Here is a 19,114-nt window from a genome sequence, read left to right as displayed (position 1 = left end):
TCATCTCCCCCTTACTTATGAATACGAACTGTCACATTCATGCCAGGAACAATATTTACTGATTTGCTATGATCTAAAGAAATTTTAACTGGTACTACTTGTGTTACTTTCGTATAGTTCGCTGTTGCGTTGCTTGATGGCAACATAGAGAATGTATTCGCTGTTGTTAAGCCAACTTGTTCTACTTTTCCTGTTAACGTTGTATCTGGGTATGCATCTACATACACATCTACATTTTGACCTTTTTGAACATCATCAACATCTGTTTCTTCAATGTTTGCTGTTACCCATAAATTGTTCATATCAAATGCATAAGCAATCGGGCTACCTGCTCCAACGAAAGCATTTGTTGTCGCGTTTGATTGTACAACTGTTGCATTTTGTGGAATTGTTACATCTACTGTTTGTTCTCCATTAGCTGCCGCTACAGTAACAGTACCTAATTTATCGTTCTCATTATAATTTTTTCCTACTTCAGCTTTCCATTCAGTTAGTTTACCTGCTACTGGTGAAGCAACCGGAATTACCTTTCCATCAATCTTTGCATTGTCTGTTTTTAAGTAATTTTCCGTTTGATTGTAATAGTAATAACCGCCAATACCGCCGCCAACTAGTACAATTAATGTGATAATGTTGATAATTACCATTCTTCGAAACTGATTCATTGCATTCCTCTCCTTATATCGCATATAATTTTTTTCTAAACTATTTATGTCCTTATTGTTTAGATTGTTTAATTGTTAATTATATTAACCTTTTAACAAAAAAATCACACCATTTGCAGCGTAAATCGAAATTTATCTACCTGCGAGCGGTGCTGATTTCTGAAGGACTATCGTTTATAATTATAAATAATTATTTTGAATCTACAACCGACAATTTATGTATGAAATGTCGGTTAAACAACAATATAATACCAATATGTTGTTTAAGTATAGAAAATTAAACGAGGGGAAATAAAAATGTCTATTAAAAATACAAATGATCCACGTGTAAAACGGACGAGACAACTCATACAGGATGCTTTTGTCGCTTTAGTAGGCGAAAAAGGTTTTGAAAATGTAACTGTTCAACATATTGCAGAACGCGCTCCTGTAAACCGCGCTACATTTTATAGCCATTACCACGATAAATATGACTTACTAGACAAAAGCATTGAAGAAATGTTAGAAAAGCTAACTGAAGTAATTAAACCAAGAAATAGAAATAAAGAAGATTTCCAACTAACATTTGATTCGCCACATCCAAGTTTTTTGGCCTTGTTCGAACATATTGCAGAAAACACTAACTTCTATAACGTCATGCTTGGTGATAAAGCGGCCGGAAACTATACGTATAAGATGATGAAAGCAATTCAAACGCATTTAACATTAAGCCTCTCTATTTCACAACCTAACGATGAAAAACTAATGGTTCCACGCGATATTCTCATTAGTTATGTTACTGGTGCCCATCTAGGGATGATTATGTCATGGCTAAAAAGAGGGATGATATATACCCCGCATTTTATGGCGATGCAATTAACTCGTTTAATTATTTTAGGTGCTCATACTGCAGCGGGATTAGAACGGCCTTTTTAAAACATAAAAAAGCGAAGGAGAATGTCCTTCGCTTTTTCTATTAATTAAATGTAATGTTATGTACAGCCTCTTTATCAAGACGTTTAATAACTTCTACAATTAACTTTACTGCATTTTCATAATCATCACGGTGTAACATTGCCGCATGAGAATGGATATAGCGCGTTGCAATTGTAATTGCCATAGAAGGAATACCATTTACAGCAATGTGAATCGCACCCGCATCCGTTCCTCCGCCCGCTACTGAATCATATTGATACGGGATTTGTAATTCATCAGCAACATCAACTACGAAATCACGTAAACCTGTATGTCCAATAACAGAAGCATCATATAAAATGATTTGTGGTCCATCGCCCATTTTACTTTGCGCTTCTTTTGACGTTACACCCGGTGTATCTCCAGCGATACCAACATCTACTGCGAACGCGATATCTGGTTTAATATAATTCGCAGATGTTTTTGCGCCACGAAGACCAACTTCTTCTTGTACAGTTCCAACGCCGTATACAACGTTTGGATGCTTTTCATCTTTTAATTGTTTTAATACGTCAATTGCAATTGCACAACCGATTCGGTTATCCCATGCTTTTGCAAGTAACATTTTTTCATTCTTCATCACTTGGAATTCAAAGTAAGGTACAACTTGATCTCCTGGTCGTACGCCCCACTCCATTGCTTCTTCTTGGCTAGAAGCACCGATATCGATGAACATGTCTTTAATTTCAACTGGCTTTTTACGAGCTTCTGGAGGTAAAATGTGCGGTGGTTTTGAACCAATTACACCTGTTACATCTCCTTTACGCGTTACAATCGTCACGCGCTGCGCAAGCATAACTTGTGACCACCAGCCACCAACCGTTTGGAAGCGAAGGAAACCTTTGTCATCGATTTGTGTAATCATAAATCCAACTTCATCTAAATGACCTGCAACCATAATTTTCGGACCGTTTTCTTCCCCTACTTTTTTCGCAACTAAACTCCCTAAATTATCAGTAGAAAGTTCGTCCGCAAACGGCTCGATATATTTCTTCATTACTTCACGTGGTTCACGCTCGTTACCGGCAATACCACGTGCATCTGTTAATTCTTTTAGCATTGTCAATGTCGCGTCTAATTTTGTCATTGCCAACACCCTCCTTTTTCTTCAGTCAATTTATTATACAATAATTAAATTGAAATATTCAAAAATTAAATTAGTATCCTTGTGTTTGACGCTGATGATTTACTTCATTTTTATCTAAATATGCTTTTTCAATCTCTTCTTGCTCAAATTCAAGTGCTTGTCCAAGTCGAAGATAGCTCGTAAATAATTCAATATAGTTTGTAATAGATGGTTGATCTGTAAAACGAATTACTTTCGCATATGTGTCTAAGAAAATTTCCACTTGTGTTTTATTCGTTTGTGCACATTTATAGAATAGGAAGTTTTTATCAATACCTAAATCAATTCCGATTGATAAAATAAAATGCAAACCATCTACGTACTCTTCTAATATTACTTCACGTTCCGAAGCTGGTTTGTTGCTCCAATATTTAAAACAACGTGTTTCATTTGCAAGTTCTCCAATTTCTACAAGAAGAGCTAACATTTTTTCTTTTAACAATTTTTTCGGTTGTAAGTCATGTTCTTTTGCAATACGGTCATCTAATTCTTTTTGTAATTTAAATAGTTGTAGTAAGTCCATTCTATTGTCCTCCTCCAACATCGCATTTTACGCAACAATGTTGTTTCATCTCAAAGTTCATTATTATGTTTCAGTTCTTATGAATAAGTCAGCTATCTAACTCTTTATAAAATAGCTTGTCCTTAATTTACAAATACGTTTCAGTCATCGCTCTTAAATTGTTCATCTGATGAAAGTTCCATATCATCTTTCCATTATAGCAGTGTCGTTTCGGCTAGGAAAGATACTCTTCTTTCCAAACGAGCAGAATTGAAAAAAGCCAGGAGTATTCTCCTGACTTCATATGTATATTCTTCTATACTGCTATAACTTTTATATTGATTTTGTCATATTGATAACGACATAGTCGTTAATCTTTAGAATTTCTTTCACTTCTAACTTCTATTTGAATACAAATAAAAAACCTTAGAAGAAAATTCTTCTAAGGTTTCAACTAATTAATTAGTTAATGTTGTTTTTTGCAACTGTTGCTAATTCAGCGAAAGCTTTTTCGTCATGAACAGCTAAGTCAGCAAGCATCTTGCGGTTAACTTCGATGCCAGCATTTTTAAGACCGTGCATTAAGCGGCTGTAAGAAAGACCATTCATACGAGCTGCTGCGTTGATACGTGTAATCCATAATTTACGGAAGTCACGTTTCTTTTGACGGCGGTCACGGAATGCATACATTAGAGATTTCATAACCTGTTGGTTAGCAACCTTGAATAATGTATTTTTTGAACCGTAGTAACCTTTTGCTAATTTAATTACTTTTTTACGACGTTGACGAGTAACTGTACCACCTTTTACTCTTGGCATAATATTACCTCCTAATTGTTCTATATATCAGCCGAACTTATTTTAAGTTGTCAAGCATTTGACGAATGCGTTTGAAGTCACCAGCGCTTACTACACCAGCTTTACGTAGTTTACGTTTAGCTTTTGTAGATTTGTTAGCGAATAAATGGCTTGTGTAAGCGTGAGAACGTTTCAGTTTACCTGATCCAGTCTTTTTGAAACGCTTTGCAGCGCCGCGATGAGTTTTTTGTTTAGGCATAGGTATTTCCTCCTCTATCTATTACTTATCGTTTTTCGGTGCTAAAACTAAGAACATACTGCGTCCTTCCATTTTAGGCTTAGATTCAACTGTACTAACTTCAGCACAAGCTTCTGAGAAGCGATCTAAAACACGTTGACCGATTTCTTTATGAGTAATGGCACGTCCTTTAAAGCGAATTGACGCTTTAACCTTGTCGCCTTTCTCTAAAAACTTGATAGCATTACGAAGTTTTGTGTTAAAGTCGTGTTCATCAATTGTTGGACTTAAACGAACTTCTTTCATGCTAATTACTTTTTGATTTTTGCGCTGCTCTTTTTCTTTCTTCTGTTGCTCAAAGCGGAATTTACCGTAGTCCATAATGCGGCATACTGGCGGTTTCGCATTTGGAGCAACTAATACTAAATCAAGATTAAGATTTGCAGCTAAGTCTAAAGCGTCATTACGAGACTTGATTCCAAGTTGATCGCCATTTGCGCCAACTAAACGTACTTCACGTGCACGAATTTGCTCGTTAATCATCATATCCTTGCTAATAGTAAGCCACCTCCAAGGTTTTCTCAGAACATATTTTGTAGTCATAGAACCCGAACAAAAAAAGTGCGGGCATACGACACCCACACTTGTAAAATCTTAAGTAAGAAATACATTTACCTGTTAACTGCGAATGCGTCCATCAGGTGAGAAGCGGGTGCTTCTACTTGTTCCACAAAACAATATTCTATTATCCTTGATGAGTTTATCATAGGACATGACGTCTGTCAAGAAGACGCGATGTGTTTTACTAACAACAAGAAATATTGTAACAAACAACTAACATACTTGCAATACTTTTTTATGATAAGTGTCACATGGTTATTTTTTCTAATTTCTCTCGAGTATATTACATAAAAAAGCCGCGGTATACCGCGGCTTTTTCTTATCGTTTTCCTTCTACTTTAATCATGTCAACAAAAGCATCTAATGCGATTGTTTCTGATTTTTGTTCACCATATTTACGTACGTTTACGCCGTTTTCAGTTACTTCATTGTCACCTACTACAAGCATGTACGGAATTTTTTGCATTTGTGCTTCACGGATTTTGTAACCGATCTTCTCTTCACGAGTGTCTAATTCAACACGGATACCAGCACGACGCAATTCGTCTTGTACTTTCTTCGCATAGTCTAAATGTACTTGCGGAGAAACTGGAATTACTTGTACTTGAACTGGAGCTAACCATGTTGGGAATGCACCTTTGTATTCTTCAATTAAGAAGGCTACAAAACGTTCCATAGTTGATACAACACCACGGTGAATTACAACTGGACGATGTTGTTTACCGTCTTCACCAACGTATGATAATTCAAAGCGTTCTGGAAGTAAGAAGTCTAATTGTACAGTTGAAAGTGTTTCGTCTTTTCCAAGAGCAGTACGAACTTGAACATCAAGTTTTGGACCGTAGAATGCCGCTTCACCTTCAGCTTCATAGTAATCAAGACCCATTTCATCCATAGCTTCTTTTAACATACCTTGTGCTTTTTCCCACATCTCATCATCCGCATAATACTTTTTAGTATCTGCTGGGTCGCGGTAAGATAGACGGAATGAGTAGTTCTCTAAACCGAAATCTTTGTACACTTCTAGAGTTAAGTTTACAACACGTTTTAACTCTTCTTTAATTTGATCTGGACGAACGAAAATGTGCGCATCGTTTAAAGTCATTCCGCGTACACGTTGTAATCCAGATAACGCACCTGACATTTCATAACGGTGCATTGTTCCAAGTTCTGCAATACGGATTGGTAATTCACGGTAGCTGTGAATATCATTTTTATAAACCATCATATGATGAGGACAGTTCATTGGACGAAGAACTAATTCTTCGTTATCCATTTCCATTGATGGGAACATGCCATCACGGTAGTGGTTCCAGTGACCAGAAGTTTCATAAAGCTCTCTGCTCCCTAGTACTGGAGTATATACGTGATCATAGCCTAAGCTTGCTTCTTTATCAACGATGTAACGCTCGATAATGCGGCGGATTGTTGCACCTTTTGGTAACCAAAGTGGTAAACCTTGTCCTACTTTTTGGCTATTAGTAAATAGTTTTAATTCTTTACCTAATTTACGGTGATCGCGCTCTTTCGCTTCTTCAAGCATACGTAAGTGCTCATCTAATTCTGCTTTCTTAACGAATGCAGTACCGTAAATACGTTGTAGCATTTTATTATTGCTATCGCCGCGCCAGTAAGCACCTGCAACGCTTAATAATTTAAACACTTTAATTTTCCCTGTAGATGGAAGGTGAACACCACGACAAAGGTCGAAAAATTCGCCTTGCTCATAGATTGAAATAACTGCATCTTCTGGAAGATCGTTAATTAAATCTAATTTTAACTCATCGCCGATTTCTTCAAAGCGACGAATTGCTTCTGCACGTGGTACTTCATGACGAACGATTTCTAAGTTCTCGTTCACGATTTTTTGCATTTCTTTTTCGATTTTCTTGAAGTCTTCAACTGTAATTGCTTCTTCCATATCAATATCGTAGTAGAAGCCATTTTCAATTACTGGACCAATGCCAAGCTCAACCTTAACATCTTTATATAAACGTTTTAACGCTTGTGCTAAAAGGTGGGCTGTTGAATGGCGTAAAATATATAGGCCATCTTCAGAATCTAATGTAATGATAGAAACTGCACCATCTTCTTCGATTGGTGTAACAAGATCGATCATCTCATCGTTTAATTTTCCAGCTACAGCTTTTTTCTTTAAGCCTGGGCTAATAGAAGCTGCGATTTCTTCAGTTGTTACGCCTTTTGGAAACTCCTTCACAGCTCCATCAGGGAAAGTAATTTTAACTACATCTGCCATCACTGGTCACTCCTCTTTTTCTCAAAATAAAAAACACTCATCCCGTAAAAAGGGACGAGTGTTGAATTCGTGGTTCCACCCTTGTTCCAATTAACATAATTGTTAATTGCTCAAGTTCAACATAACGGTGTTGTCCGTTAGCAATTACTAGAAAAACCGTTCACTGCTAAAGTTTAGAGGTGGTAAGTAATAATCCCGTACTAGGAAGCTCACACCCTAAGGCTTCCCTCTCTGAAAATCGTAGAAAACTACTCATGTCCTCATCATGACATTTCAATATATTTCATTTATGTAGGTAATTATATGCTCAAAAACTTAGAAAATCAAGGGCGTTACCTTTATTTTTTAAATTTTTCACATTGCGCTCAAAATCATGTAATCCATGTAATTGGACCCGTTCTTGGAACACATTTCGCAAAGTAATAATCATATTATGGTCTTGTTCTTTCGTATATAAATAAATCTTTTTAGGCGAAATAGAAAGAAGCGGCGCAATTACTTTCGTATCAATATATACATCATTTTGCTTTAATAATTCCTCATCTATATATTGGACCAACTTCTCCTGTTTTAAACGTCTACCTTTATCATCATAAAAGATAAAGCTTTCATCAAAAATAAGATGCACGCAAGACAAACGTGATTTACGGCTACTTACTTGTTGCCGAAGCGTCTCAATGAACATTTGGTATTCTTGCTCCATCTTATATTCATCAATTGCCACTTCCGCAAGTTTAGTCACCATTTCCCTATATGTACGAAGACGAAAACGGATATATGATGAAAACGAGAATGAGAGCGGATCACAAAGCCAATTATTTAAAGAAGACTTAATATATGACTCAAATGCGTTACGCGTTAAATCCTGAGCTACACCTTTTCTTCTTCCCTTTAAAATCTCATGTGCCATGTGCAATATTTGATGACACTCTTCTTGTTCTTCATAAAAAAACTTTTCTTTTAAAATCGTATAAATCCACTCATTTTGTTTCACATTCACAATGAAATACACCATTACTGGCAATAAGATTTTTTCAATATAATTCGATTCACGTACTGGTATGTGAATCACCACTTTTTGTTCCTGTAAATACACACTCGTTTCCTTATATAACACTTCCGCTCTTTTCAGCAATTGTCTATATACGTGCATAGCATCATTTTTTTCTTCGAAGCAAATTTCAATCACTTTTGTCCCCCCTTTTATCCCCGCTCTAAAGGACTGTATCTATACGTTACAAATCCTATAAGAGTCCGTCCCGCGTGAATTTCACTCTTAGTAGAATCACATTTCCTATCGTTAGAAAATCCACTCAATATGGCTTGCTAATTTTATATATATTAAGGGAGGGAGAAAAAAATGATACAAGCTACTATGAATTTTTATTGTATACTTTACTTATCAATAAAAGGGGGTATCTGAATGTTTGAATATAAATTCGTAAAAGTCGAATTACATTGGGGGTTCACTCGCTCAAAACCAGCTGAAGACTACCAAGAAATTATTCAAGAACATGCTAGAGATGGCTGGAGGTTCGTACAGATTGTTGCCCCTACGTTTGGCAGTTCTGGACAACCTGAATATTTCGATCTCATATTCGAAAAGAAAATATCACTATAATACAAAAAAAGAGCAAGCTGAGAAGCTTACTCTTTTACTTATGACGACGGTTTTTCCCACCAATTGGAACTGGTTTCGCTAAATATTTAATTCTTTCCATAATACGTGCTGCTTTCATTTCTTCAGCCTCACCACGCTGCGTATACGTTAAATGGTGTTCCAGTTGTTTAAAATCAAAATTAGACGTAAAGAACGTCGGTAAGTTTTCTAACATACGGAATTGCAAGATTGCACCAAGCACATCGTCACGCACAAAGCTTGACATCGCTTCTGCCCCGATATCGTCTAACATTAAAACTTGTACGCGTTTAACCGCATCAATCTTTTCACCAATCGAATTATCTTGAATTGAACTTTTAATTTCACGTAAAAATTCCGGGAAGTATACGAGCATCGAACTTATTTTCTTTCGAGCAAGCTCGTTCGCTATTGCTCCTAAAAGGTACGTTTTTCCTACACCAAATTTACCGTACAAATATAAACCTTGTGCTTTTTTACCTGGTTCATATGTACTTAAAAATTCATTCGCTGCACCAATTGCATCGATACGTGCATTTAAATCAGAAGGGTCTAAGTTTTCCATAGTTGCCTGCAAAATATCCGTTGGCATATATACACTTTGAACGAGTTTTTCATATTTCTTTCTCTCGTCATGCGCTACTTTTCTAACGCAGCGATCGTATTGAATATCAATCATCTTCCCTTGAATAACAAGCTTTGGCTCATAACCTTGTAGCATATTTTTACATGAACCTAAATCCGGACAATCCACGCAACCTACACTTTGTCCAATATATTCATATAACTTCACAAGACTGCGCTCAATCATAGAAGTCGTTACTTCACCCTTATGTTCGTCTATAAATTCTTTCACCCGCGGATGCGCCATTACTTCTGCCTTTAGTACTTCATATCTATTTTTAAAGTTTTCATTTTCCATTAATTTTGCAAATGAATTTTGAATATGCTCCATTTTCTCACCTCAAAGAGCGTTCATTCTCTTCTATTAATCACGCTTATATTTTTTTAACACTTCTTCTAGTCGTTTTCTTTCATCTTCTAGCGTACTTGCATCTTTTTCTACACTTGTATCTTTCTTCTCTGTTTCTTTCTCTTGTTCTTTCGGCTCTTCTTCCTTAAGCCAATCTGGCACCATTTCTTTCCGCACCGTTTTCTTCGCCGTACGGCCTTTTTTCTTCGTCTCAGCCCACTCTTGATATTGACGGTTCTCTTCTTTCGCTAACGCCATCGCGTCCGCTACTGTACCGACCTTTTTACGTGCCCAATGCCCAGCAATCTTCTCGACATACGTTTTCGCAAGTTTCATATCTGAGCGTAGCATAACGTAATAAATAAGTACATTCACAACTCCTGGTGTCAATTTTTGATTAATCATGACATCTTCAACGATCTGCAAGTCCGCTTTCGTTGCCTCTGCACCACCAGAAATCTCTTTCAATAGTTGTTTTGGCGAGATTTCCTCTAGCTGCTTTATTAACATCTCCTCTTGCGATGAAGGCTCTTTCTCTTTCATCGTACGTGCAGCATGAGGCTGTACTCTTTCACTTAATACCGGTAATGCTTGACCATTTTCAAATTGATACCAATCGCGCGCTCCTTTTCTAAGCCTTTCCGTATCAATTGTTTGCATCTCTGTCACTGCACCAAGAACGATATTTTGCATCGATAACACATCTACACCATACACGTAAGCAAGTGTTATAACGCAGTCTCTCACTTGATCTGTAATCGCCTTTTTAGGAACAAGAGCGGACAATCCATCTACAAATAAAGAGAAATCAAAGAAATCATTCCAAACTTTCGGAGCGTCTCCCTTCTCGTTACTTGGCATAGTTGTCGTTTTTGGAATACGAAGGTCTTCTTGCGCATGCTCAAGCTGTCCTGGATTAAACGAACCAAACACATCATTGAAAGAACGCGTAACATTTTCATAAGAAGCAAAATCAAATTCTTCTTCTAAGAAATATTGCTTTACTTGATTATATTTTGTCCGGCTCAATCGATTGTATAAAAAGATACTTAAAACAATATCATCAAAAAACTGCTTCGGAGATAAAGGTGGTTGCAACTCATATATGAACATTCGAATATCTTTTTCTTTCTTAATATATACCCTCAATAGCCCAATTGCCTCTAACTTTACTCGTTCCTCATATATTTCAGGAAGTTGCATTTGCATAGTCACCATAAGGGAATGATGCGTATTCTCTTTTCCAAATACACGATCTTGCTCTAGCTCTCCCCATAGTGTCATGTATAAGCTAAAAGCTCTACTACCTATTAACGGCTGATACAACATCGTTAACACTTTTCGGTCGTAATTGTGCAGTAGCCCTTTCGCACTTACTTTATAACGATCAATCGGCAATAGCTCCATCCATGACTGTTTTTCCATTCTTGCTTTTCCTTTCTCTCATCCAATCTATCCTCTACTTCATTCGTTCTATCTTCATTATATAAATTCTTAGTGAAAAAGAGCTATTAGCTTGCGCTTCTAGCTCTCTTATCCTATTACTTACGGTATGTAAAGAGAATAAAATACAACTTCTACTCTCTTTCTTTTTGCAGTATATCTTTTAATTCTTCAATAAATACATTTAAATCTTTAAATTGACGATATACAGAAGCAAAACGTACGTAAGCAACATCATCAATATCGCGAAGTTCTTCCATGACAATTTCACCAATCATATCACTTTTCACTTCTGATATACCTAAATTACGCAGTTCACGTTCCACGCTTTGTGTTACTTCTTCTAATTGTCTTAAAGATACTGGTCTTTTTTCACACGCTTTAATTAAACCACGTAAAATCTTTTCTTTATTAAACTCTTCTCGTGTGCCTTCTTTTTTTACAACGATAAGAGGTGACTCTTCTACCCTTTCAAAGGTCGTAAAGCGACTTAAGCAGCTTTCACACTCTCTCCTTCTTCGAATAGAGCGCCCCTCGTCTACCGGACGCGAATCTAACACTCTTGTACCATTATGAGAACAGGATGGACAACGCAATACATTCACTCCTTTACACTATACTCTTTATTTTTCTCTACTCACTTCACCTAAAATATATATACAATATTATATAACTCATTCTAACTCTCTTACCACTTTAAGTTTCAGCGCATCACTTTATCATCTCATCCTTAAAAATAAGATGGTATATAGAGCACTACCTCATTTGCAAGAATCCAATTTATTCAACTAACGAGTACGTTATATTTTTCCTTTTTTATAAACTAAAAAAGAGGTGCATTATACACCTCTTTACATTTTAAATCAATTATGTTCTTTTTTAAAGAGCTTTTGTTTCTCTCTGCTTAATTTCGAAGCTACCAGTTCCTCGAGGAAGCTCGATGCTCTCACGCGTTTTCGCGTTTAAACCTTCTGCAATATATTCTGCAGCAACATTTGGATCAATACGATCCCCACAAGTATAAACATCAATACTTGCGTAACCGTGCTCCGGAAAGCTATGAATTGTTAAATGTGATTCCGAGATAATTACTACTCCACTTACACCTTGTGGTGCAAATTTATGGAAAGCAACCTCACGCACTTCAGCACCAGCTTTTAGTGCTGCATCCACAAATAATTGTTCAATATACGGCATGTCATTCAGTTTGTCGAAATCGCAATCCCAAAGTTCAGCAATCACGTGACGACCCATCGTATCCATAGTATCCATTCTACAGTTCCCCCTTGTAAATTTATTCTAACTGTTCGAATTGAAAACTAATTTGCAATTTGGCTTGCTCCACTACCACGGGGGAAAGTTAGTCCAGAGAGGTCCTAACCCTTTAAGTAGTGACTACGTACCTCAGCTCTTAAGTTTACGAGTGTTAGTATACTTTGTTTATTTTCATTTTGCAACAACAGTTTTTTCGATTTTCTGTCATATTTTCCTCTTTACTTTTCCCTAAAAAAAATAAACGATTCACAAATGCAGTAATCACAACGCTTCGTGGTATGTCCACTTTTTTAAATATACTTATATAATTTTTTTCCTTTTCAGAAAAAATTAAAAAAAGAGGGCAAATGTTGCCTTGCCCTCTCCTCCCTTATTCACTTAAATGTGTTGCACATTTTCTTGTTTCGCTAACTCTTCAACAACTAACGTTACAAGATCTACAACACGACGAGAGTAGCCCCACTCGTTATCATACCAAGCAAGTACTTTCACTTTACGATCACCCATTACCATTGTAGATAAACCATCAATAATAGCTGAGTGTGTATTTGTATTAAAGTCGATAGATACTAAAGGCTCTTCGCTGAATTCTACAATACCTTTTAACGCACCGTTTGCAACAGTTTTGAATGCATCGTTAATGGCTTCAACTGTCACATCGCGTTTTACATCTACTACTAAATCAACAAGAGACACGTTTGGTGTTGGTACACGAAGTGCCATACCATGAAGTTTTCCGTTTAAATGTGGAAGAACTTTTGCTAGCGCTTTCGCAGCACCTGTCGTTGTCGGAATGATTGATTGTCCGCAAGCACGTGCTCTTCTTAAATCTTTATGTGGGTTATCAATATTTTTTTGGTCATTTGTATAAGCGTGAACTGTCGTCATTAAACCGTTTTCAATTCCAAACTGCTCATCTAACACCTTCACAACAGGCGCTAAACAGTTTGTTGTACAAGATGCATTTGAAATAACAGTATGTTTTGTAATATCTAATTGGTCTTCGTTCACACCAACTACAATTGTTACATCTTCATTTTTACCAGGCGCTGTTAAAATTACTTTTTTCGCTCCAGCTTCAACGTGAAGAATTGCTTTTTCTTTTGAATTAAATTTACCAGTTGCTTCAATTACAACTTCAACACCTAAATCTGTCCAAGGCAATTCCTTTGGATCGCGGTTGTTTAAAAGGCGAATCATTTTCCCATCAACTAATAAGTGATCTTCAAATGCTTCTACTGTTCCGTCAAACTTGCCATGAACTGTATCATATTTAATTAAGTGTGCTAACGTTTCAGATGGATAGCTTGCATTGATTGCTACAATTTCGAATGCGCTTTCTTTTATTGCTTGACGAAATACCATTCTCCCAATACGTCCAAATCCATTAATTGCCACACGAGTCATAATATGTTATCCCCCTTGAATGCGTTATACTATTTATCTCCAATCCCAATAATAGTATAACACAAAAAGGGGATATGTCACTAAGCATTTTCATTAATTTCACAATTTTTTAGTCAATAATGTTCCACTTCTTTAAAATTACCTGCAATTGTGTTTTCGTTCCCATAATTGTGCCATCATTATTTATCACTTCATCTGCATTTTTCACTTTTTCTTCTAACGGCATTTGAGATTGAATACGAGCTGTTGCTTCTTCTTCTGAAAAGTTATTTCGTTTCATTAAACGTTCTAATTGCGTATGCGGCTTAACCGCTACAACTAAAATTCGGTCAACGAGACTTGTTAATTTGCTTTCAAATAAGAGAGGAATATCTAACACAACCGCTTGCATACCTTCTTTTATGTACATTTCCTTTTGCCTATTCATTTCCTCACGCACTGCAGGATGAACAATTTTATTTAACTCCAATCGTTTTTCTTCATTATAGAAAACGACACTTCCTAGTTTTGGACGATCTAGTTCTCCATCTTCTTGTAACACTTCCGTTCCAAATACTTCTACTATTTTGTTATATGCTGGTTTTCCTCGCTCTACAACTTCTCGTGCAATAATATCTGCATCAATAACTGGTATGCTCAGTTCACGAAACATTTGAGACACTGTACTTTTTCCACTTGCAATGCCTCCTGTTAATCCAATTACTACTGTCATCATAATCCTCCTCATAATAAAAGGCGCGAAACTAATGTTCCACGCCCATACTTACATTTTCCAAATTCCAATAATAATGAGTAATACTCCAGGCAGGAATGTAAATTTTTGTAACCACTTCATATTCGATAAAACCGTTCCAAGTTTCATTCCAATAAATAAAAACAAAGAACTCATAATTGCAACTAATATCGCCATCATAGCGGGTACATACCCTAATAAAGATGCACCAATTCCGGCACCAAATGAGTCTACAGAAAGAGCGATACCAAGAAGCAATGCTTCTCCTGCAGAAATGGTTCCTGATTTATCAAAATCTGCTACAGTCGGTTTCCGTAAAATTTGAATCACTAGCCCTAGCGAGGCAATCTCTAATTTCCAGACCTTCTCCTCTTGCTTCGGTTCTTCTTTTTTCTCACTTCGAAAAAATTGATATAATACCCAAATCCCTATTCCAATAAGAACAAGCCCACCGATACGCGTTGCGATAACAGGTGAAAATACTTTCGCGATCATATGTCCAATTCCCATTGAAACAAGCATAACAGCCGCTGAACACATTCCGATAATTATAATTGATCTTAGTGGAATTCTTACGCTTCTTAAACCATATGTTAGCCCTACACTACAGCTATCCAAGCTTAATGTAAAAGCTAATAAAATAAGAGATAAATAAAGGTACATCGGTAAGCTCCTCCCTTATACATAGCTCTGCTGTATGTATATGACAAATGCCTATCCGATGTTATCTCTTTTCTATATTCTAGGCTGACAAATTGGGCAGTAATGCGTTCCTCGCCCGCCAACAACTGTTTTTTCTAATATCGTGCCACAAGTTACGCACGGCTCTCCTTTTTTCCCATATACATTTAGGAGTTCTTGGAACGAACCAATTTGCCCTTGTGAGTTGATATACGTCCGAATTGTACTTCCGCCACGCTTTACTGCTTCGCCTAGCGTTGTAACGGTAGCCTCATAAATTCGCTCAATTTCTTCTACTGTTAAAGACGAAGCTTCTCGTTCCGGATGAATTTGAGAACGGAATAAAACTTCATCTACATATATATTTCCAAGCCCTACTAAAAGACGCTGATCCAGTAGCACAACTTTTATTTTACGATTTGTCTTTTGTAATCTTTCTTGTAAATACTGCGGTGTCATTTCAGCATCAAATGGCTCCGGACCTAAGTCCGCAAGAGGCATTTGGTTCATTTCTTCACCTTTCTTAAAGAGATGCATCGTACCAAACTTTCTCACATCTTTATAATGTAATTCCGTTCCATCTGTAAATAAGAAACGGACGTGCGTATGTTTATCAATCGGCTCATCCTCTTGATGTAGTAAAAACTTACCTTCCATACGCAAATGTGAAACAATAACATAATTCGTTACATATAAAAGCAAAAACTTTCCTCTTCGCTTTATATTTTCAATCTTCTCGCCTTTTAGCATTTCTTTAAAGATTTCTGCATCATCCGGTCGTTTCACTATTTTTGGATAAGTAACAATAACATCTTCAATCGTTTTTCCTGTTACAAGATTTTCAAGTGTCCGTCTGACGTTTTCAACCTCTGGTAATTCAGGCATTTCATCACTTCCTTATTTTGCGTCGTACCAAGTTGGACCGTAAGAATAATCAACTTTCAGCGGAACTGCAAGTTCAATTGCATGCTCCATTACTTCAGGTACAAGCTTCTCTAATTTTTCAATTTCTTCTTTTGGCGCTTCAAATATCAATTCATCGTGTACTTGCAGAAGAAGACGTGCTTGTAATCCTTCTTCTTCTAAACGATCCGCCATAATAATCATCGCTTTTTTAATAATATCTGCGGCAGTACCTTGAATTGGTGTATTCATCGCTGTACGCTCAGCGAAGCTACGTAAATTGAAATTACGACTCGTAATTTCTGGAATATAACGGCGACGATTTAATAATGTAGCCACATATCCTTTTTGTTTCGCATCTTTTACGATGTCCTCCATGTATTCTTGTACACCAGGGAAACTTTCTAAATACTTTTCAATAAATTCCGCTGCTGCTTTTCTTGTAATTCCTAAGTTTTGTGAAAGACCATAATCACTAATACCATATACAATTCCGAAGTTAACAGCTTTCGCTTGTCGTCTCATATTTGAAGTTACTTCATCTTTTTTAACGCCAAATACATCCATAGCTGTTTTCGTATGAATATCCATATCATGTTGGAATGCTTCAACTAGCCCTTTATCATTTGCAATATGAGCTAATACACGCAGTTCGATTTGTGAGTAATCAGCCGCATACATAATCCATCCTTCTTCTGACGGAACAAATGCCTGACGAATCTTTCTTCCTTCTTCTAATCGAATTGGGATATTTTGCAAGTTCGGATCCGTTGAACTTAATCGACCTGTTTGCGTTAACACTTGATTAAAGCGAGTATGAATTTTAGATGAATCTTCATGTACAACTTTCAGTAAACCTTCAATGTAAGTTGAATTTAGTTTCCCTAATTGACGATAATGTAAAATATTTGGAATAATTTCATGGTGATTCATAAGCTTATCTAGTACATCAGCTGACGTAGAATAACCTGTTTTCGTCTTTTTAATAACCGGCAAGTTTAAGTTCTCAAACAGAATAACACCAAGCTGCTTCGGTGAATTAATATTAAATTCTGTTCCCGCAAGCTTATAAATTTCCTGTTCCATTTCCTTTAATCTACCCGCAAGTTCTTCTCCCATATTACGAAGACGCTCTGTATCAACTTTTACACCCTTTACTTCCATATCAGCTAATACACGTGCAAGCGGCAATTCTAACTCTGTAAACAGTTCATATTGCTCATTCTTCTTTAACTCTTCAACGAATGTTTGCTTTACATCATATAATACATGCACTTTACGAGCCACATGCTCCGCTACTACCTCTAACTTTGGAACAGCACGCTTCGCACCTTTTCCGTAAACTTCTTCATCAGATTTCACAGCATGCGTTTCTTTCATTTTCGCTACAGTACGGAAGTCTTTATCCGTATCAGCTGGATCAAGTAAATAAGCAGCGATTAATAGATCAAAGTCAATCCCTTGCATATCTATCCCATTCCATTTCAGTGCAACGATTGCACGCTTCGCATCAAATGTATGCTTTCTCATTTCTCCATCTGCAAGCCACTCTTTAAAAGCATCTGACTTAAGAGCAATGTCTGTCTGAATAAAGTAACATCCATTTTCATTTTGAATACCGAAACCTTGAATGTCTGCTTTATGATAGTTATCTTCTTGTACTTCAACGATAAGCGCACTATCTTGCTGAAGCATTTCTTCTGTAACTTCTTCCACAATATCAAATGTAATATCATCTAATTCAGCTGGAGCAGTTTCTTCTGGCGTAACGCCTAATTTATTTAAAAGGGATGTAAATCCTAAACTCTCGAACATTGGAATGACATCACTTGCTTCATATCCTTTATACGCCATATCATCCACACGAACTGTAATCGGCGCATCTGTAATAATAGTTGCAAGATCCTTACTCATAAGAGCTTGTTCTTTATTTTCTTCCAGTTTTTCTTTTAATTTCTTCCCACTTACTTGATCTATATTTTCATACACCGCTTCAACCGTTCCAAACTGTGTTAACAATTTAATTGCCGTTTTTTCACCAACTCCTGGTACACCCGGTATATTATCTGACTGGTCTCCCATTAAACCTTTCATATCGATAATTTGCTTTGGTGATAAGCTGTATTTTTCAAATAAAGCTTCTTTCGTATATTCATCCACTTCTGTAATCCCTTTTCGCGGAATACATACAAGCGTGTTATCAGAAACAAGTTGAAGTAAATCTTTATCTCCTGAAATAACTTTTACACTTGCCCCTTGCTCACTCGCTTCTTTCGCTAACGTTCCCATGATGTCATCCGCTTCATAATTTTCTAATTCATAACGCGGTACATTGAACGCATCCAGCATCTCACGAATAAACGGGAACTGCTCTGATAATTCAGGTGGAGTCTTTTGACGCCCTCCTTTATACTCACTATACGTTTTATGACGGAACGTTGTTTTGCCTGCATCAAACGCCACTAACATATGAGTTGGCTTTTCTTCCTCTAATATTCTCATTAACATCATTGTAAAACCGTAAATTGCGTTCGTATGTATACCTTTGTCGTTATTTAAAAGCGGTAGTGCAAAGAATGCACGATACGCGATATTATTACCATCTACTAATACGACCTTTTTTTCCAAAATTGAAACCTCCCCATACAAATTTGAAATGATTTTTTTCACAGAAAAAAACCGTTCCTTTCCTCTCTCTATATTAACATGACTAATAGAGAGAAGAAAAATAACGGCTATTTTCTTTCATATATAAAACAGACTTATATTGGCATAAAGGGAAGTGACGAGAACAGCTTAACTATTCTCGTCCAAAATTACTCCTTGGATGAAGGGGTTTTCATGTATTATATTAACAGAGCTTTATTAATATTTAATTAAGCCATTGTTAATATATTGT

At 36.6% G+C, this 19,114-nt stretch carries 19 protein-coding genes and 2 other annotated features; of the genes, 2 read left to right on the top strand and 17 right to left on the bottom strand.

Annotated features, from left to right (window positions below; genetic code table 11):
* Window positions 1–11 precede the first annotated feature (11 nt).
* The gene (locus B9A45_RS06540) at window positions 12–665 is read right to left on the bottom strand and encodes an HlyD family secretion protein (RefSeq protein ID WP_001071421.1); all 654 of its coding nucleotides are present in this window, start codon (window positions 663–665) and stop codon (window positions 12–14) included.
* Window positions 666–962: 297 nt separating this feature from the next.
* On the opposite strand from B9A45_RS06540, the gene B9A45_RS06535 reads away from it, so the two are divergent.
* Window positions 963–1,580, top strand: coding sequence for a TetR/AcrR family transcriptional regulator (locus B9A45_RS06535; RefSeq protein WP_000023672.1), 618 nt, complete (start codon window positions 963–965; stop codon window positions 1,578–1,580).
* A 40-nt stretch (window positions 1,581–1,620) separates the two neighbouring features.
* Here the strand turns inward: B9A45_RS06535 and B9A45_RS06530 are convergent, their stop codons facing one another.
* The 7 genes from B9A45_RS06530 to ytxC all read right to left on the bottom strand — a co-directional run bounded on the left by B9A45_RS06530 (window position 1,621) and on the right by ytxC (window position 8,350).
* On the bottom strand, window positions 1,621–2,706 hold the full coding sequence (locus B9A45_RS06530; RefSeq protein WP_000163555.1) for a M42 family metallopeptidase: 1,086 nt from the start codon (window positions 2,704–2,706) through the stop codon (window positions 1,621–1,623).
* Window positions 2,707–2,776: 70 nt separating this feature from the next.
* The gene (locus B9A45_RS06525; protein ID WP_000365050.1) at window positions 2,777–3,268 is read right to left on the bottom strand and encodes a dUTP diphosphatase; all 492 of its coding nucleotides are present in this window, start codon (window positions 3,266–3,268) and stop codon (window positions 2,777–2,779) included.
* A 441-nt stretch (window positions 3,269–3,709) separates the two neighbouring features.
* Window positions 3,710–4,066, bottom strand: a complete 357-nt coding sequence (rplT, locus tag B9A45_RS06520; RefSeq protein ID WP_001138362.1) for a 50S ribosomal protein L20 — start codon at window positions 4,064–4,066, stop codon at window positions 3,710–3,712.
* Between the two features lie 37 nt (window positions 4,067–4,103).
* Entirely contained in the window at window positions 4,104–4,304 is a 201-nt protein-coding gene (gene rpmI, locus B9A45_RS06515) for a 50S ribosomal protein L35 (RefSeq protein ID WP_001125945.1), read from the bottom strand.
* Between the two features lie 21 nt (window positions 4,305–4,325).
* On the bottom strand, window positions 4,326–4,829 hold the full coding sequence (gene infC, locus B9A45_RS06510; protein WP_000973215.1) for a translation initiation factor IF-3: 504 nt from the start codon (window positions 4,827–4,829) through the stop codon (window positions 4,326–4,328).
* Window positions 4,830–4,892: 63 nt separating this feature from the next.
* Window positions 4,893–5,013: a sequence feature (ribosomal protein L20 leader region), on the bottom strand.
* Between the two features lie 210 nt (window positions 5,014–5,223).
* Window positions 5,224–7,161 (bottom strand): threonine--tRNA ligase, encoded by a 1,938-nt coding sequence (gene thrS, locus B9A45_RS06505; protein ID WP_000786083.1) that lies wholly within the window; start codon window positions 7,159–7,161, stop codon window positions 5,224–5,226.
* A 47-nt stretch (window positions 7,162–7,208) separates the two neighbouring features.
* Window positions 7,209–7,437 (bottom strand) — a binding site (T-box leader).
* Window positions 7,438–7,468: 31 nt separating this feature from the next.
* Window positions 7,469–8,350 carry a putative sporulation protein YtxC gene (gene ytxC / locus B9A45_RS06500; RefSeq protein WP_000569630.1) on the bottom strand — a complete coding sequence of 294 codons (882 nt, stop codon included), beginning with the start codon at window positions 8,348–8,350 and terminating at the stop codon, window positions 7,469–7,471.
* Window positions 8,351–8,584: 234 nt separating this feature from the next.
* On the opposite strand from ytxC, the gene B9A45_RS06495 reads away from it, so the two are divergent.
* On the top strand, window positions 8,585–8,782 hold the full coding sequence (locus B9A45_RS06495; protein ID WP_000464456.1) for a DUF4177 domain-containing protein: 198 nt from the start codon (window positions 8,585–8,587) through the stop codon (window positions 8,780–8,782).
* A 34-nt stretch (window positions 8,783–8,816) separates the two neighbouring features.
* On the opposite strand, the gene dnaI is transcribed toward B9A45_RS06495, so the two are convergent.
* The 9 genes from dnaI to polA all read right to left on the bottom strand — a co-directional run bounded on the left by dnaI (window position 8,817) and on the right by polA (window position 18,843).
* The gene (gene dnaI, locus B9A45_RS06490) at window positions 8,817–9,755 is read right to left on the bottom strand and encodes a primosomal protein DnaI (protein ID WP_000400105.1); all 939 of its coding nucleotides are present in this window, start codon (window positions 9,753–9,755) and stop codon (window positions 8,817–8,819) included.
* Between the two features lie 33 nt (window positions 9,756–9,788).
* A complete protein-coding gene (locus B9A45_RS06485; protein WP_016110776.1) occupies window positions 9,789–11,198 on the bottom strand; it encodes a replication initiation and membrane attachment family protein in 1,410 nt (469 codons plus the stop codon).
* Window positions 11,199–11,350: 152 nt separating this feature from the next.
* Window positions 11,351–11,812, bottom strand: a complete 462-nt coding sequence (gene nrdR / locus B9A45_RS06480; protein WP_001203687.1) for a transcriptional regulator NrdR — start codon at window positions 11,810–11,812, stop codon at window positions 11,351–11,353.
* A gap of 283 nt (window positions 11,813–12,095) precedes the next feature.
* Window positions 12,096–12,479, bottom strand: coding sequence for an adenosylmethionine decarboxylase (gene speD / locus B9A45_RS06475; protein ID WP_098413228.1), 384 nt, complete (start codon window positions 12,477–12,479; stop codon window positions 12,096–12,098).
* Between the two features lie 390 nt (window positions 12,480–12,869).
* Window positions 12,870–13,898, bottom strand: a complete 1,029-nt coding sequence (locus B9A45_RS06465; protein ID WP_000198974.1) for a glyceraldehyde-3-phosphate dehydrogenase — start codon at window positions 13,896–13,898, stop codon at window positions 12,870–12,872.
* 109 nt (window positions 13,899–14,007) lie between these two features.
* Window positions 14,008–14,610, bottom strand: a complete 603-nt coding sequence (coaE, locus tag B9A45_RS06460; protein ID WP_000219309.1) for a dephospho-CoA kinase — start codon at window positions 14,608–14,610, stop codon at window positions 14,008–14,010.
* A 51-nt stretch (window positions 14,611–14,661) separates the two neighbouring features.
* A complete protein-coding gene (gene ytaF, locus B9A45_RS06455; RefSeq protein WP_000281745.1) occupies window positions 14,662–15,294 on the bottom strand; it encodes a sporulation membrane protein YtaF in 633 nt (210 codons plus the stop codon).
* A 72-nt stretch (window positions 15,295–15,366) separates the two neighbouring features.
* Window positions 15,367–16,197, bottom strand: coding sequence for a DNA-formamidopyrimidine glycosylase (gene mutM / locus B9A45_RS06450; protein ID WP_001114478.1), 831 nt, complete (start codon window positions 16,195–16,197; stop codon window positions 15,367–15,369).
* A 12-nt stretch (window positions 16,198–16,209) separates the two neighbouring features.
* The gene (gene polA / locus B9A45_RS06445; protein WP_000412807.1) at window positions 16,210–18,843 is read right to left on the bottom strand and encodes a DNA polymerase I; all 2,634 of its coding nucleotides are present in this window, start codon (window positions 18,841–18,843) and stop codon (window positions 16,210–16,212) included.
* Between the last annotated feature and the right edge of the window lie 271 nt (window positions 18,844–19,114).

Source organism: Bacillus sp. JKS001846, from assembly GCF_900176455.1.
In the GTDB taxonomy this organism is placed as follows: Bacteria; Bacillota; Bacilli; order Bacillales; family Bacillaceae_G; genus Bacillus_A; species Bacillus_A cereus.
The sequence above is the reverse complement of the archived record's forward strand: the minus strand, read 5'-3'. Positions and strand labels throughout refer to the sequence as shown.